The sequence below is a fragment of the Anaeromyxobacter sp. SG64 genome (genome assembly GCF_022690745.1).
In the GTDB taxonomy this organism is placed as follows: Bacteria; Myxococcota; Myxococcia; order Myxococcales; family Anaeromyxobacteraceae; genus Anaeromyxobacter; species Anaeromyxobacter soli.
In genome coordinates this window covers 1-14,222 of record NZ_JALCZB010000105.1, presented here as the reverse complement: position 1 = coordinate 14,222, position 14,222 = coordinate 1, and the positions used below count along the sequence as shown (strand labels likewise).

The following is a 14,222-nucleotide window of genomic DNA, read 5'->3' as shown; positions in this document are numbered from 1 at the left end:
GGCTCGACGCGCTCGCCGGCGAGGCGGTGGAGCGGCGCACGCAGGCGGAGGCGCGCCGCGAGGAGCGCGAGACGCTGCTCACGGCGCTCCGCAGCGCGCGCGGGTTCCACGAGCGCGCGGCGCGGGAGGCGGCCACGCAGGCGAGGCGGCTCGCGGACTTCGTGGCCACCCTCCCGCCGCCGCGGGTGGGGAGCGCGCTGCCGGGCGGGTTCGCCGCGCGCAGGGGGCGGCTGCCGGCGCCCACCGTCGGGGCCATCGCGGTGGGCTTCGGCCGCATCGTGAACCCCAAGTTCAACACCGTCACGGTGCAGAACGGGCTCGACATCGCCGCCCGCGCCGGCGCCCCGGTCCGCTCGGTCGCGCCAGGCCGGGTGGTCCACGCCGGCTGGTTCAAGGGGTACGGCAACCTCGTCATCGTGGAGCACGGGGAGGGCTACCACACGCTCTTCGCGCACCTCGGCGCGATGCAGACCGCCATGGGCGAGGTCGTGGACGCGGGCGCGGTGCTCGGCACGGTCGGGGACTCGGGCTCGCTCAAGGGGCCGTACCTGTACTTCGAGCTGCGCGAGCGCGGGCGCCCAGTGGATCCGCGCCCCTGGCTCGCGCCGTGACCGGCCCCGGATCGCTCAAAGACGCCCGGCGGCGGCGCTCCAACCGGTCGCGCGCCTCGGGTATGATCGCCCCATGACGCGCCGGCCCTTCCTCCCCCGCATCGCGCTCGTCGGCGCGCTCGCGGTCGCCTTCCTCGCCGGGCTCGGCGTGGAGCACGTGGCCTCGGCCGCGCGGCGCGGGGCCGCCGCGCCGTACCGCCCGCTCGACGTGTTCGCCGAGGTGCTCGAGAAGGTCGAGAACGACTACGTCGAGGACGTGAAGGAGCAGGAGCTCGTCTACGGCGCGATCGACGGGATCGTCGGGCGGCTCGACCCCCACTCTTCGTTCATGCGGCCCGACGTGTACCGGCAGCTTCGGGAGGACACGACCGGCGAGTTCGACGGGCTCGGCGTGGAGGTCGCGATCTCGGGCGGCGCGCTCACCGTGGTCGCGCCCCTCGCGGACTCGCCCGGCGAGCGCGCGGGCCTGCGCCCCGGCGACCGGATCCTCGCCATCGACGGGACGCCCACGAAGGACCTGCCGCTCGCCGAGTCCATCCGCCGCATGAAGGGCCCGGCGGGGACGCGGGCGGTGCTCGAGGTGATGCGCGACGGGTTCTCCGCGCCGCAGGCGCTCACGCTCGTGCGCGACCACGTCCGGGCCCAGAGCGTCGAGCTCAGGATCCTCGACCCGGAGCGGCGCTACGCGTACGTGCGCGTGAAGGCGTTCCAGGAGCGGACCGATCGCGGCGTGAAGAAGGCGCTCGACGACGCGCGGGCTCGGCTCGGCGGCGAGCTGCGCGGCCTCGTGCTCGACCTCCGCGGCAACCCCGGCGGCCTCCTCGATCAGGCCGTGCGGGTGGCGGACCTCTTCCTCGCCTCCGGGATCATCGTGACGACCGAGGGGCGTGGGCGCCGCGACGTCCAGGTCGAGAAGGCGCGCGAGAAGGACACCGAGCCGCCGTACCCGATCATCGTGCTCGTGAACAAGGGGACCGCGAGCGCGAGCGAGATCGTCGCGGGGGCGCTGCAGGACCACGGGCGCGCCGTGATCATGGGCACCCCCACCTTCGGCAAGGGCTCGGTCCAGACCATCGTGGAGCTCGAGGACGGCTCGGGGCTGAAGCTCACCGTGGCCCGCTACTTCACCCCGAAGCACCGCTCCATCCAGGAGCGGGGCATCACGCCGGACGTGGTCGTCGGCGAGGGTGTCCCCCCGGCGGTCGCGGACGCCTCCCCCGGTGAGAAGGACCTGAAGGGTCACCTCCGCAACGAGTCGATCTCTCCGGACGCTACTTCCGGGGCGGGTGCAGGGGCACCGGGGAGCGAAGACCACCCGCTGCACACCGCCCTCGACTACCTGCGCGCCGTCGACATTCTGAAGGCCTCCGCGCCGCCTTCTCCAGGCCTCGCGGTGAAGCGCGAATGACGTTTGAGGCGGACCGCGCGGGGGCCGTCTCCGAGGTCGCACCTGCCGCGCGGGAGGGCGCCCGGGTGCGAGGAGGTAACCTGCGCGGAACAATCCCGTTTTCGCCTGTCGGGGCGCAGGTTTTGGCTTGATTGACTTCGCGGACGGGGAGGCTATAGTCCGCCCGGTTTTGCAGGTCCCCGCCAGGGGAGCGGTCGCCCTGCCGCATCCCGAAAAAACGGACAGATGAGCGCCATCGAGCTATCGGTCGTCGTCGCGTACGCCCTCCTGCTGCTCCTCCTCTCGGTGTACGGCTCGCACCGGTACGCGATGGCGTACCTGTACTACCGGCACAAGTACCGGCTGCCGTCGCCGAAGGGCCGCTTCGAGCAGCTCCCGCGCGTCACCATCCAGCTGCCGATCTTCAACGAGATGTACGTGACGGAGCGGCTCATCGACGCCGTCGCGAAGATGGACTACCCGCGCGATCTCCTCGAGATCCAGGTGCTCGACGACTCGACCGACGAGACGCAGGGCATCGCGCGCGCGTGCGTCGACCGGCACCGGAAGACCGGGCTCGACATCGCCTACGTGCACCGCACGAACCGCAAGGGCTTCAAGGCGGGGGCGCTCGAGCACGGGCTCACGCTCGCGAAGGGCGAGTTCGTCGCGGTGTTCGACGCGGACTTCATCCCCGAGTCGGACTTCCTCCGCCGCACCCTCGACTTCTTCACCGACCCGCAGGTCGGGATGGTCCAGACGCGCTGGGGCCACCTGAACCGCTCGTACTCGCTCCTCACCGAGGCGCAGGCGATCCTGCTCGACGGCCACTTCGTCATCGAGCACACCGCGCGCAACCGCTCCGGCCTGTTCTTCAACTTCAACGGCACCGCCGGGATCTGGCGCCGCGACGCCATCGCGAGCGGCGGCGGCTGGCAGCACGACACGCTCACCGAGGACCTCGATCTCTCGTACCGCACGCAGATGAAGGGCTGGAAGTTCGTCTACCTCCCGCACGTCGTGACCTCGGCCGAGGTCCCGGTCGAGATGAACGCGTTCAAGAGTCAGCAGCACCGCTGGGCGAAGGGCTCCATCCAGACGGCCCTGAAGCTCCTCCCGCTCATCCGCCGCGCGGACGTGCCGAGGGCGGTCAAGCGGGAGGCGTTCATGCACCTCACCGCGAACCTCGGGTATCTCATGATGATCCCGCTCGCCATCCTCCTGCCGATCACGGTGGTGGTGCGGGTCTCGCACGGCGCGCTCGAGGTGCTCTTCCTCGACCTGCCGTTCTTCGCGGCCGCGACCTTCAGCGTCGTCTTCTTCTACATGGCGAGCCAGCGCGAGCAGGGGAAGACGCGCTGGGAGCGGGTGAAGTACCTGCCGTTCGTGATGGCGCTCGGCATCGGCCTCGCGGTGAACCAGGCGCGCGCCGTCGTCGAGGCGCTCATGGGCTACGAGACCGCCTTCACCCGCACGCCGAAGCACGGGGTGAAGTCGGCGGGCGACTCGGTCGTGAAGAAGCGCTACAAGGCGGCGGTGACCTTCCAGCCGATCGTCGAGCTCGCCCTCGCCGCGTACATGACGTACGGCGTGCTCTACCTCGTCGAGCGCGGCGTCTACTACTCGCTGCCGTTCCTCGTGCTGTTCCAGGTCGGCTTCGGCTACGTCGGTCTCGCGAGCCTCTACGAGGGCGTGCGCGGGTACCTCGCCCGGTCCGCCCGGCAGATGGCGCCGCAGCCCTCCGCGGAGTAGCCGTCGCCGAGCACCGTGCTGAACCGAGCGCGGCCTCCGGGCCGCGCTCGCCGTTTGGGGGCGCTGCCGCGCGAAGCGCGCCCGGGGGCGGGTCAGCTCACCTCGACGAACGGCCGCTCGTACACGGCGACGCCGCCGTCGAGGCGCCCGATCTCGCCGAACCCGATCCGCTCCCAGAACGCCTGCGCTCCGGGGTTCTCGTCGCCGACCGAGCAGCGGAGCGCGGTGAAGCCGGCGCGCTGCAGGGCGTGCTCCAGGGCCGCGACGGTCTCCTTCCCGTAGCCGATGCCCTGGCACGACTCGCGGAACAGCAGGAGCCCCACGTGCGCGACGCCGGGCTCGGGGTGGTGGAGGTACAGGTCGAGCACCCCGACCGCCGCGCCGCCGCTGTGCGGCACGAGGCAGTACACGCGCCTGGCGTCGTCCGCCTCCGCCTCTTCGACGAGCCGCAGCGCCGCGTCCGGCTCGGGCAGGCGGCCCTCGGTGCGCTGGAAGTAGTCGGTGGCGCCCTCCAGGCAGGCCTGCAGCTCCGCCACGTGCGAGCGATCGACGGCGACGGCGCGGAGGCGCGGCCCGTCGATCGGCGGGAGGAGCTGTCGCGTGGGAGCGGCGGGGGACGTGCGCGTCGCCATTGGGGGTCCCTCTCTCGAACCGGCCATACCCCGGGCCGCGCGGGCCGGTCAAGGCGCGGCCCCGCCCGGCGCCGGCTCACCCGAGCAGCAGCCGGAGCGCGGCGGGATCCTCGAGCGTGGCCGACACGTGGTCCGCGCCGCACGCCGCGAGCTCCCCGGCGGCATAGCGCCCGGTCGCCACCGCGAGCACCGGGCAGCCGACGTGCCGCGCCGCCGCCACGTCGCGGGGCGTGTCACCGACGACGAGCGCCTCGCGCGCGTGCACGGCGCGACCGAGGCGTGCCGAGGCCCGGGCGAGCGCCGCAGCCACCACCCGCTCGCGCGCCTCGCCGTCATGGGCGAAGCCGCCGATCGCCCCGGGGCCCCACTCGAAGTGGTGGTCGAGCGCGCCGCGGGCGAGCTTCACACGGGCGCCGTCCACGAGGTTCCCCGTGCAGAGGCCGAACGGGAGCGCCCGCGCGCGCAGCGCCTCGAGCAGCGACGCGACCCCGGGGAGCACCTCGTAGCGTGGGTCGGCGATCTCCTCGCGCAGGTGAGACAGGTAGCGTTCGAGGACGCCGTCGCACGCCGCGTCCGAGAACCCGTGGCCGAGGAGGCCGAGCGCCTCGCGCACGATGAGCCGGTCGGTCATCCCGTCGAGGCGGAGCCCGGCGAGGCGACCTGCGAGCGGACCGCACCGCTCCTCGAGCGCGCGCTCCAGGGCGCGGCGTCCCGCCCCGCCCGCGGAGACGAGCGTGCCGTCGATGTCGAAGAGGATGACCGCGAAGGGCTGCATGAGCATCTCCGACGAGCTTGGCCTGGTCAGTGCTCAGCGAGCGAGCCGCCGCCCCGTTCTAATCAAACAGCGCCTCGACGAACTCGCCGGGCAGGAAGGGCCGCAGGTCCGCGACGCTCTCGCCGACGCCCACGTAGCGTACCGGGATCCCGAGCTCGTCGCAGATGCCGATGACGACGCCGCCCTTGGCGGTGCCGTCGAGCTTCGTGAGCACGATGCCGGTGACGCCGAGCGCCTCGTGGAACTGGCGCGCCTGCGCGATGGCGTTCTGGCCGTTCGTGGAGTCGAGCACGAGCAGCACCTCGTGCGGCGCGCCCTCGGCGGCCTTGCCGATGACGCGCTTCACCTTCTTCAGCTCCTCCATGAGCGGCGCCTTCGTGTGGAGGCGCCCGGCGGTGTCGCACAGCACGACGTCCATGCCGTCCTGCGCGCCGCGCTGCACCGCCTCGAAGCAGACGCTCGCCGGATCGGCGCCTTCCTTGCCGCGCACGATGGGCGCGCCCACGCGCTCCGCCCAGATCTCGAGCTGCTCGCCTGCCGCGGCGCGGAACGTGTCGCCCGCGCCGAGGAGGACCCGCTTCCCGTCCCCCTGGAGCTTCGAGGCGAGCTTGCCGATGGTGGTCGTCTTCCCCGAGCCGTTCACGCCCACGACCATCACCACCCACGGGCGCGCCGCCCCGAGCTCGAGCGGGCGCGCCGCGGAGGGATCGCCGCCCAGCGCCAGGATGCGCGCGATCTCCTCGCGCAGCGCGTCCTTCAGCCGCTCGGGATCCGAGAGCTCGCGCCGCCGGACCTTCTCGCGGGCGGACTCGAGGAGCTTCGTCGCGGTCTTCACGCCGATGTCGGCGGTGAACAGCACCTCCTCGAGATCGGCGAGGACGGAGTCGTCGACGAGCCGCCCGCCCGAGAACAGGGCGTTGAGCCGCGCCATGAAGCCGCCGCGCGTCTTCTCGAGCCCGGCGGCGAGCGTCTTGCCCGCCTCGGCCTCCGCGCGCCGCCGGCGCTCCTCCTCCTCGCGGCGCTTCGCCTCCTCGGCCTCGCGCGCGGCGCGCGCCGCCTCCTCTCGCGCCCTCGCCTCGGCCTCCTCGCGCTCGCGCTGCCTGCGCTCACGCTCGAGCCGCTCCGTCTCCTTCTTGCGGCGGTAGTCCTCCTTCTTGCGCGCCTCCTCCGCCTCGCGGGGCAGGCCGGGCTCGCCGCGCGGCGCGGGCACCTGCGGCGGCGGGGCGACGGGCGGCGGCACCTTCGCCGACAGGGGCGGGAGCGCCTCCGGGCCGGTGAGCTCGCGCTCGATCTCGTCGGCCGGGACGGGCGGCCCCGGCGGCGGCCGGCGGCGGCGCGCGATCCGGATCGCGGCGACCACGACGAGGAGGGCGAGGAGGACGACGATCGCGATGGCGATCCAGTCGTTCGGGGTCAGCGTCTCGAGGAAGGACGGGGGACGCGGCGGCACGCGGGGCTCCGTTCGAGCTTTGGGGGCGGAAGCCTCCGGCCCCCGGACTCCGCGCGCCCCGGGGCGGCTCGTCCGCCGGACCCGGCGCGCGCCAGGAAAGTCGGCACTCTATAGAGGCCGGCGGAACGGCGTGTCAACGCGCAGCCCTCCGGCGGAGCTTTCCCGACGCCGCGAAATCGGTTCGCGCCTCCCCCGGTAAGGCAAGGCCGGAGGTCCCCGGGAGCGTGCGACCGCCCAGCGCAGACGGCGGCGCAGTCGTGACATGAAATCAACTCGGAGCGCGGTCGCTCGCCGCAGTGGCCGCGCGGCGGCGCGCGGGCGCGGCGGTCTGTCGCGAAATCACGAGCCAGACGCATCGTTTACGCAGGGCGTTAACCCTTCCCTCGAAGGTCAGCGCGATCTCCCCGGGCCGGCGCGGGGTTACGGATTCTTCAGCGAAATCATTGACTTAACGCCCGGGCCGTCCGGTACGGTCGCGAACGGCGTGTCGACCGATCCCGACGCTGCCGTCAGAGACCGCGCGAGGCGCGGCACGCCGGATTCAACTCGCAGTCATCGAAGGAGCTCATCGTGACCAAGGAACTCTCCCGTAGAAACCTGCTGGGCCGCGCCGGCCTCGCGCTCGGCGGCGCCGTGACGCTCGGCGTCCTTCAGGCCTGCGGCTCGGACTCGGACCCGGCCCCGCAGCAGACGCCACAGGAGCCGGCGGGACCGCAGGTCGCCGACTTCCCGTACGAGCAGCACCTTCCCGCCGGGTACCGGCTCGATGCCACGCCGATCCGCGAGGCCGCGTACCAGGGGTACTACGCCGGAGGCTGCTGCCACGGCGCGTACAGCGCCCTCGTGGGCCACCTCGCCCAGACCGCCGGCGCGCCGTTCTCGCTGCTCCCGCTCGACTTCGGCAAGTTCGGCGGAGGCGGCATCGCCAGCTACGGCAGCATCTGCGGCGCCCTCCTCGGCGGCGTGCTCGTGACGAACATGGTGGTCGCCGACGCGACGGCGCGCGCGGCGATCATGACCGACCTCATGCGCTGGTACGAGGGCGCGAGCTTCCCGCAGTACACCCCGCAGGCCGTGAACGCCGGCGAGACCGGGCTCGTGAAGGACTTCAGCGCGGGGAACCTCGTGAACCTGCAGCAGGTCCCCGGCGCGCACCTGTGCCACGCGTCGGTGTCCGGCTGGTGCGCCGCGAACGGCGTCTCCGCGACGGGCGCGGACAAGAAGGCGCGCTGCGCCCGCCTCACGGCGGACGTCGCCGGGAAGGTGGCCGAGCTGCTCAACACCTACCTCGAGACGAAGGCGTTCACGGCGGCGCCCATCGACGACGCGTCGAAGACGTGCCTCGTGTGCCACCCGGGCACCAGCACGACGGAGCCCGTGGCGAGCGGCATGACCTGCACGACCTGCCACTCCGACAAGGCGACGGGGCATCCCATGTAGAGACGGGGGCTGCGCCCCCGCCCCGACGACGGCTGGCCGCCGTCGTCGGGGTCCCCACCCCTGCTCGGCGGGTCCCGTGAACGGTCGCGCCCGCGTTCGCGGGCTCGCGACCGTTCCCCGCCTGAGGGGCTTCGCCCCTCCCGCGCGTTGCGCGGGGCCCTCCCGCGAACGCCGGCCGCCGTCGTCGGGGTCCCCACCCCTGGTTCAGGCCGCGGCGGCTTCCTTGGTGCGCTCGGAGAGCCGGACGGAGACGAGCTTCGAGACGCCCGGCTCCTGCATGGTGACCCCGTAGAGCGTGTCCACCATCTCCATCGTGCGCTTGTTGTGCGTGATGAGGATGAACTGCGAGGTCTTCGACATCTCCTTCACCATCTCGTTGTAGCGGCCGACGTTCGCGTCGTCGAGCGGCGCGTCGACCTCGTCGAGGAGGCAGAACGGCGTCGGCTTGATGAGGAAGATGGCGAAGATGAGCGACACGGCGGTGAGCGCCTTCTCGCCGCCGGAGAGCAGGTTCACGCTCTGCAGCTTCTTGCCGGGCGGCTGCGAGAAGATCTCGACGCCCGCCTCCCCGTCCCCGTCCGCCTGCGTGAGCACGAGCCCGGCGCGGCCGCCGTTGAACAGGCGCGGGAAGACCGCCTGGAACTTCTCGTTCACGAGGTCGAACGTCTCCTGGAAGCGCTCGCGCGAGGCGCGGTTGATCTTCACGATGGCGGCCTTGAGATCGGCGAGCGAGCGCTCGAGGTCCGCCTTCTGGGTGCTCATGAACTCGTGGCGGCGGGCGAGGTCGTCGTACTCCTCGATCGCGGTCAGGTTGATGGCGCCCATCCGCTCGGACTGTGCCTTCAGCTCGTCGAGCCGCTCGCGCTCGGCGTCGCCCGGCGGCCGCTCCAGGTGGAAGCGCGCCACCTCCCACTTGAGCTCCGCCTGGCACCGCTCGCGCGTCTGCTCCTCGAGGTGGGTGAGCTCGAGGGCGTGCTCGCGCGCCGTGAGCGCCGCCTCGCCCATCGCGCTCCGGGCCGCCTCGGCGCGGGTGCGGAGCTCGCGGGCCTCGGCCTCGCGGCCGCGCGAGGCGGCGGCGCGCCCCTCGTGCTCGGCGCGGGCCCGGGAGAGCTCCTCCCGGACGCCGGCGAGGTCCTGCGACAGGCGGTCGAGATCGACGCGCGTGCCGTCCAGCCGGCTGCGCAGCTCGGCCGCGCGCGCGTTCGCCTCGGACAGGGCCGCGAAGAGGCGCGCCCGCCGCTCGTCCACCTCGCGCCGCGCGTCGTCGATGCGCTTCAGCGCGGCGCCGATCCCCTCGCGGCGCTCGGCGTCGGCGGCGACCTTCACCTTGAGGTTCATCAGCTCGGCGGTGAGGACGTCGCCGCGCTGGCGGGTCTGCTCGAGCCGGAGGACGGCGTCGCGGGCGCGCTCCTCGGCGCGCGAGACCTCCGCCTCGGCGGTCGCCGCGGCGACGCGGTGCTCCTCCTCCTCGCGCGAGAACGCCGCGAGCGTCTCCTCGAGCTGCGAGCGCTCGATCTCGAGGGCGCCCATCCGCTCGCCCACGCGCTCGAGCTCCTCGCCGACGCGGGCGAGATCCTTCTCCTGGTCGAGGAGCGCGAGCTCCTTCTCGCGGCCGTCCTTGTCGAGGCTCTTCAGAGCCGCCTCGAGCTGGAGGAGGCGCGCCTGCAGGGTGCGGTGCCGCTCCTGCGCCAGCGAGAAGTCCGCCTCGAACCCGCGGACGACGTCCTCGAGCTCCTGCGCCTCGCGCCGCCGCTGCAGCGCGCCGTGCCCCTCGCCCTCCAGCGGGCCGCCGGTGACGACGCCGTAGGGGTCCAGCACCTCGCCGTCGAGCGTCACGAGCGTCCGCTTGTCGCCGCTCTGCTGCCAGAGCTCGAGCGCGGCGGGGAGGTCGCGCACGATGAGCGCGTCGCCGAGCAGGAAGCGGACGACCTTCTCGTACGAGGACTCGAAGCGGATGACGTCGAGGCAGCTCGCGACGACCCCGGGGTGGCCGCCGAGGTCCGGCGCGGGGCCGGCCGTGGCCGCGTCGCGCAGGCGCGCCATCGGGATGAGGGAGGCGCGCCCCTCGGCGGCGGACTTCAGGTAGTCGATCGCCTCGACGCCCTGGGAGTGGCTCTCGACGATGACGTACTGGAGCCGCTCGCCCAGCACCGCCTCGATGGCGTTCTCGTACTCGGCCGGCGCGGACACGACGTCGGCGACGAGGCCGAAGACGCCGCGGTCGCGCGCCTCCGCCTGGCCGGCGCGGGTCATGAGGCTCCGCACCCCGCGGCCGTAGCCCTCGTAGTTGCGGACGATCTCGAGGAGGCTGTTGAGGCGCGAGCGCTTGTCGGCGAGCTCCTCGCGGATCGTGATGAGCCGCGCCTCGTTCTGGATGAACTCGGCCCGCGTCCGCTCGAGCATCTCCTCCTGCGCGCCGCGCTGCTCGTCGAGCCGGAGCTTGAGCTGGCGGGTCTGACCGAGCTTCTCGACGAAGCGCGAGCGCGAGCCGTCGAGCTGGGAGGCGCGCTGGGCGAGGTCGTCGGCCTCGCCGCGGTTCTTCTGGATGCGGCCGCGCAGGTCGAGCCGCTGCCGCTCGAGCTGCGCGAGCTGGCTCTTGTGGCTGGTCGCCTCGGAGAGCGCGGCCCCGGCCGCGGCGCGCGCCCGATCCGCCTCGCCCTGCAGCGCGCCCTGCTCGCGGCCCGCGTCGCGGAGCGCGGCCTCGGCGTCCACGAGCCGGGTCTCGTCGGTGGTGACGAGCGACTGGAGATCGTCGCGCTGCTGGAGGAGCGCCTCGCGCTCCTGCGCGAGCGCCTCCGCCTGCGCCTTCAGCGCCTCGACCTCGGCGGCCTGCGCGCGCGTCCGCTCCGCGATCTGCTCGAGCTCGCGCGCGGCGGCCTCGACCGAGACCTCGGAGACCCGTGCCTGGCTCTCGAGCGCGTGCTCCTTGGCGCCGAGCTCGGCGAGGCGCCCCTCGCTCTCGGCGAGCAGCGCACGATCGCCGTCGATCCCGCCGTCGAGCTCGGCGAGGCGCGCCACGACCTCGGCCTCCTCGGCCTTGAGCGTCGCGTGGCGATCCTCGGCGGCGCGGCGGGTCGCGGTGAGCTCGAGGTAGCGCGCCGCCGCCGCCCGGAGCTCGAGCTCGCGGATCTGCGCGCGCAGGGCCTTGTACTTCTCCGCCTTGCGCGCCTGGCGGTTCAGGCTCTCGAGCTGCTTGCCGAGCTCCTGCACGATGTCCGCGACGCGCAGCATGTTCTGCTGCGTCGCCTCCATCTTCCGCTCCGCCGCCTCGCGCCGCTTCTTGTACTTCGTGATGCCGGCGGCCTCCTCGATGATCGCCCGCCGGTCCTCGGGGCGGGCGGACACGATCTGGCCGATGCGGCCCTGCTCGATGATCGAGTACGCGGTCCGGCCGACGCCCGAGCCGAAGAAGATGTCGTTCACGTCGAGCAGCCGCGACTGCACGCCGTTCACGAGGTACTCGGACTCGCCGCTGCGGAACAGGCGGCGCCCGACGGTGATCTCGGAGTACCCCTGGTACTGGGTTGGCAGCTCGCTCGGGCGGTCGTTCTCGAAGGTGAGCAGCACCTCCGCCATGGAGAGGGGCGGCTTCGTCTCCGAGCCGTTGAAGATCACGTCCTCCATCGAGCGGCCGCGCAGGTGCCGGGCGGACTGCTCGCCGAGCACCCAGCGGATCGCGTCCGCGACGTTGGACTTCCCGCACCCATTTGGGCCGACAACGCCGGTGACGCCCTCGTCGAAGGCGACCACGGTCTTGTCCATGAACGACTTGAAGCCGACGATGTCGAGCCGCCGGATGCGCATGGCGAACCCGATATCACGACCCCATGGGCGGCTTCAAGGGAAGCCCTTGATCAGAGGGAGGTTTTCCCCCAGTCCGGCCCGGACCACGTGGGGCCCGGGTCCGATTTCGCCCATGAGAACGCGGCGTTGCGTGACGAGGCATGTATCGCCACGCCGCCGGGCGCTCCGAAGGCTGGCTACTGACCCCCCTGGACGGGCCGGAGCTGCGGTCTCGAGACGCTCCCGGCGATCTGGAAGTTCCATGCGCCGTCGCGACCGCGCGAGGAGGCGAGGGCCGCCTCGGCGACGCCCTTGAACGCCTGCGTCTCGCGGCGCGCCCAGAAGGCGTCCTTCACCTTGAGCTTCGCCTTGCCGGAGATGGGGGCGTACTCGATGCGCGGCTGCAGCACGGCGTAGAGCCCGTCGGCCGTGAAGTCCGCGTCGCCGCCTCTCGCCTCGAGCTTCTCGAAGGTGGCCTTCCCCTGGTCGAGCTTCACCGCCGCGACGAGCTCGCCGAGCCCGAGCTTCGGGAGGGCGAGGCCGCTCGTCATCCCGGGGACCGGGAGCTGCCCCCCGTTCACGCCGGCCTCCGTCACCGTCACGTCGATCCGGCCCTTCGGCTGTCCGTTCGGCGCGGCGGGCACCGTCAGCGCCACCTTGCCCGAGAGCTTCCCGGTGAGGTCGAGGCCCGAGGCCTTGCGGAGCGGCAGCGCGCGCGCGAGGTCCACGCCCCTGGCCGCGAGGGCGATCTCCCGCTCGTCGCCGGACAGGTCTGCCGTCCCCTCCACCTCTCCGTCGTAGAGCCGCGCGTCGAACGCGACGCTGCGTCTGCCCGTGAGGAGCGGCAGGAGCCTGAGCGACGCGGTGAGCTCGTCGACCGGGACCTTGAGGCCGGAGGCGGCCTCGACGGTCACGCCCTCCGCGTGGATCCCGGCGATCCCGCCCGGCCCCACGTCGGCCATGTCGACCTGCCAGCCGCGCGCGGCGGCCTCGAGGACGATGCGCTGCTTCACCGCGTCGGCGGGGAAGGTGAGCCGGAGGGCGAGGAGGAAGGCGGCGAAGGTGAACGCGCCGTAGAGGAGGCGCGGGCGCCAGCGGTTCCAGTCGATCGTCATGGCGCTCAGGTCCGGAGCTGGTACGTGGAGACGACGAGGGTGGCGTCGACGAGGGCCGGATCGTCCGAGCGGGTGGAGACCCGGATCCGGCGGACCTTGACCACGCCGGCGCCGCGCTCGAGCGACTGGAGGAGGCGCGCGAGCCGGGGGAGATCGATGCGGGCGAGGTTCACCTCGACCGACTCCTCGCGGATCCCCTCGAGGTCGGCCGGCGCGCCGGTCGGCCGCAGGTCGTTCACCTCGATCCCGAGCGCCGCGCCCGCCTGGGAGATGTGGCTCATGAGCTGGATGGGCTGGCCCTTGAGGCGCGCCTCCAGGGCGCTGCGCTCCGCCTGGTTGCGGCGGTAGCCCTCGGCCAGCTTGCCGAACTGCGACATCACCTTGGTCTTCTGGTCGATGCGCTCCTCGCGGGCCGCCATGCCCGAGGAGATCTGGAACGAGACGAGCCAGACGACGAACGCGACCACCGCGACCGCCGCGGCGGTCACCATCACGCGCTCGCGCTGAGACAGCTTGGCGAGCCACGCCTCCGCGTCGGCGCGGAGCTTCCGGAGCCGCTCCAGCATCTATCCCCTCCCGCCCGGCGCCGCCGGGCCCGACTCGAGGCAGGTGATCCCCGCGTCGATGGAGAACTCGAACTTCCCGTCGGACCCGCGCCGGCGCGCGCCGCCGGAGCGCGCGTCGCCGAAGCACCGCGAGGCCTGCAGCGCCGAGACGATCTTGTCGACGTTCTCGGCGGCGTCGGTCGTGCCCTGGAGGTGGAGCTTGTCCTTCGTGACCTCCATGCGGTCGAGGCGGAGCGGCACGTCCGGCACGCGCTGCGCGAGCTCGGCGAACACCTCGACCGCGGAGACCCGCGGGATGGCCGCGCCGGGCGTCCCGCGGCCGCGCAGGATGGCCTGCGCCTCCTCGAAGCTCGCGTAGCACTTGCCGAGGATGCGCTGCTCCGACGCGCACAGCGCGTCGTCGAGCGCCTTCTCCTGCCGGGCGAGCGCGAAGAGCCGCACGCCCGAGCTCATCACGGCGAGCAGGACGAGCAGCGCCGCGAACACGCCGAGGCGCGTGACCTTCCCCTTCACGTGCTCGAAGTCGCGCGTGTAGGCGAGCGCGCCCCGGCGCAGGTTGAGGCGCGGCGCGCGCGCGCCCTGGTGGCCGCGCAGCGCGAGGGCCAGGGCGAGCGCGAGGCCGGGCGCGTCCTCGGGCGCGACCCGCTCCGCGGCGGGGCCGGCGAGCTCGAGCGGCCCGATCGCCCCCTCCGCCTCCGGCGCGACCGCCTC

The 14,222-nt window shown here is 73.1% G+C and carries 11 protein-coding genes; 4 read left to right on the top strand and 7 right to left on the bottom strand.

All coding sequences use genetic code 11. From position 1 onward, the window contains the following. From MNZ29_RS20855 to MNZ29_RS20845, 3 genes are all read left to right on the top strand, one after another. Nucleotides 1-611: murein hydrolase activator EnvC (locus tag MNZ29_RS20855; RefSeq protein ID WP_242356563.1), on the top strand; the 611-nt coding region annotated here is incomplete at its 5' end. 73 nt (nt 612-684) lie between these two features. Next, nucleotides 685-2,019 carry a S41 family peptidase gene (locus tag MNZ29_RS20850; protein ID WP_242339595.1) on the top strand — a complete coding sequence of 445 codons (1,335 nt, stop codon included), beginning with the start codon at nt 685-687 and terminating at the stop codon, nt 2,017-2,019. Nucleotides 2,020-2,244: 225 nt separating this feature from the next. Further along, entirely contained in the window at nt 2,245-3,750 is a 1,506-nt protein-coding gene (locus tag MNZ29_RS20845) for a cellulose synthase family protein (RefSeq protein WP_242339597.1), read from the top strand. A gap of 92 nt (nt 3,751-3,842) precedes the next feature. On the opposite strand, the gene MNZ29_RS20840 is transcribed toward MNZ29_RS20845, so the two are convergent. The 3 genes from MNZ29_RS20840 to ftsY all read right to left on the bottom strand — a co-directional run bounded on the left by MNZ29_RS20840 (nt 3,843) and on the right by ftsY (nt 6,607). After that, a complete protein-coding gene (locus MNZ29_RS20840; protein ID WP_242339599.1) occupies nt 3,843-4,382 on the bottom strand; it encodes a GNAT family N-acetyltransferase in 540 nt (179 codons plus the stop codon). A gap of 76 nt (nt 4,383-4,458) precedes the next feature. Further along, nucleotides 4,459-5,157: an HAD family hydrolase gene (locus MNZ29_RS20835; protein WP_242339601.1), complete on the bottom strand. Its 699-nt coding sequence runs from the start codon at nt 5,155-5,157 to the stop codon at nt 4,459-4,461. Nucleotides 5,158-5,215: 58 nt separating this feature from the next. Further along, the gene (gene ftsY / locus MNZ29_RS20830) at nt 5,216-6,607 is read right to left on the bottom strand and encodes a signal recognition particle-docking protein FtsY (RefSeq protein WP_242339603.1); all 1,392 of its coding nucleotides are present in this window, start codon (nt 6,605-6,607) and stop codon (nt 5,216-5,218) included. 570 nt (nt 6,608-7,177) lie between these two features. Between ftsY and MNZ29_RS20825 the strand changes: the two genes are divergently transcribed. Next, entirely contained in the window at nt 7,178-8,047 is an 870-nt protein-coding gene (locus MNZ29_RS20825) for a C-GCAxxG-C-C family protein (protein WP_242339605.1), read from the top strand. Nucleotides 8,048-8,251: 204 nt separating this feature from the next. On the opposite strand, the gene smc is transcribed toward MNZ29_RS20825, so the two are convergent. The 4 genes from smc to MNZ29_RS20805 all read right to left on the bottom strand — a co-directional run. Next, the gene (gene smc / locus MNZ29_RS20820; RefSeq protein ID WP_242339606.1) at nt 8,252-11,851 is read right to left on the bottom strand and encodes a chromosome segregation protein SMC; all 3,600 of its coding nucleotides are present in this window, start codon (nt 11,849-11,851) and stop codon (nt 8,252-8,254) included. A 176-nt stretch (nt 11,852-12,027) separates the two neighbouring features. After that, nucleotides 12,028-12,945, bottom strand: a complete 918-nt coding sequence (gene gspN / locus MNZ29_RS20815; RefSeq protein ID WP_242356561.1) for a type II secretion system protein GspN — start codon at nt 12,943-12,945, stop codon at nt 12,028-12,030. A 5-nt stretch (nt 12,946-12,950) separates the two neighbouring features. Further along, nucleotides 12,951-13,511: a type II secretion system protein GspM gene (gene gspM / locus MNZ29_RS20810; protein ID WP_242339611.1), complete on the bottom strand. Its 561-nt coding sequence runs from the start codon at nt 13,509-13,511 to the stop codon at nt 12,951-12,953. Next, on the bottom strand, nt 13,512-14,222 hold a 711-nt coding region (locus MNZ29_RS20805; protein ID WP_242356559.1), incomplete at its 5' end, for a PilN domain-containing protein. It abuts the gene before it with no gap.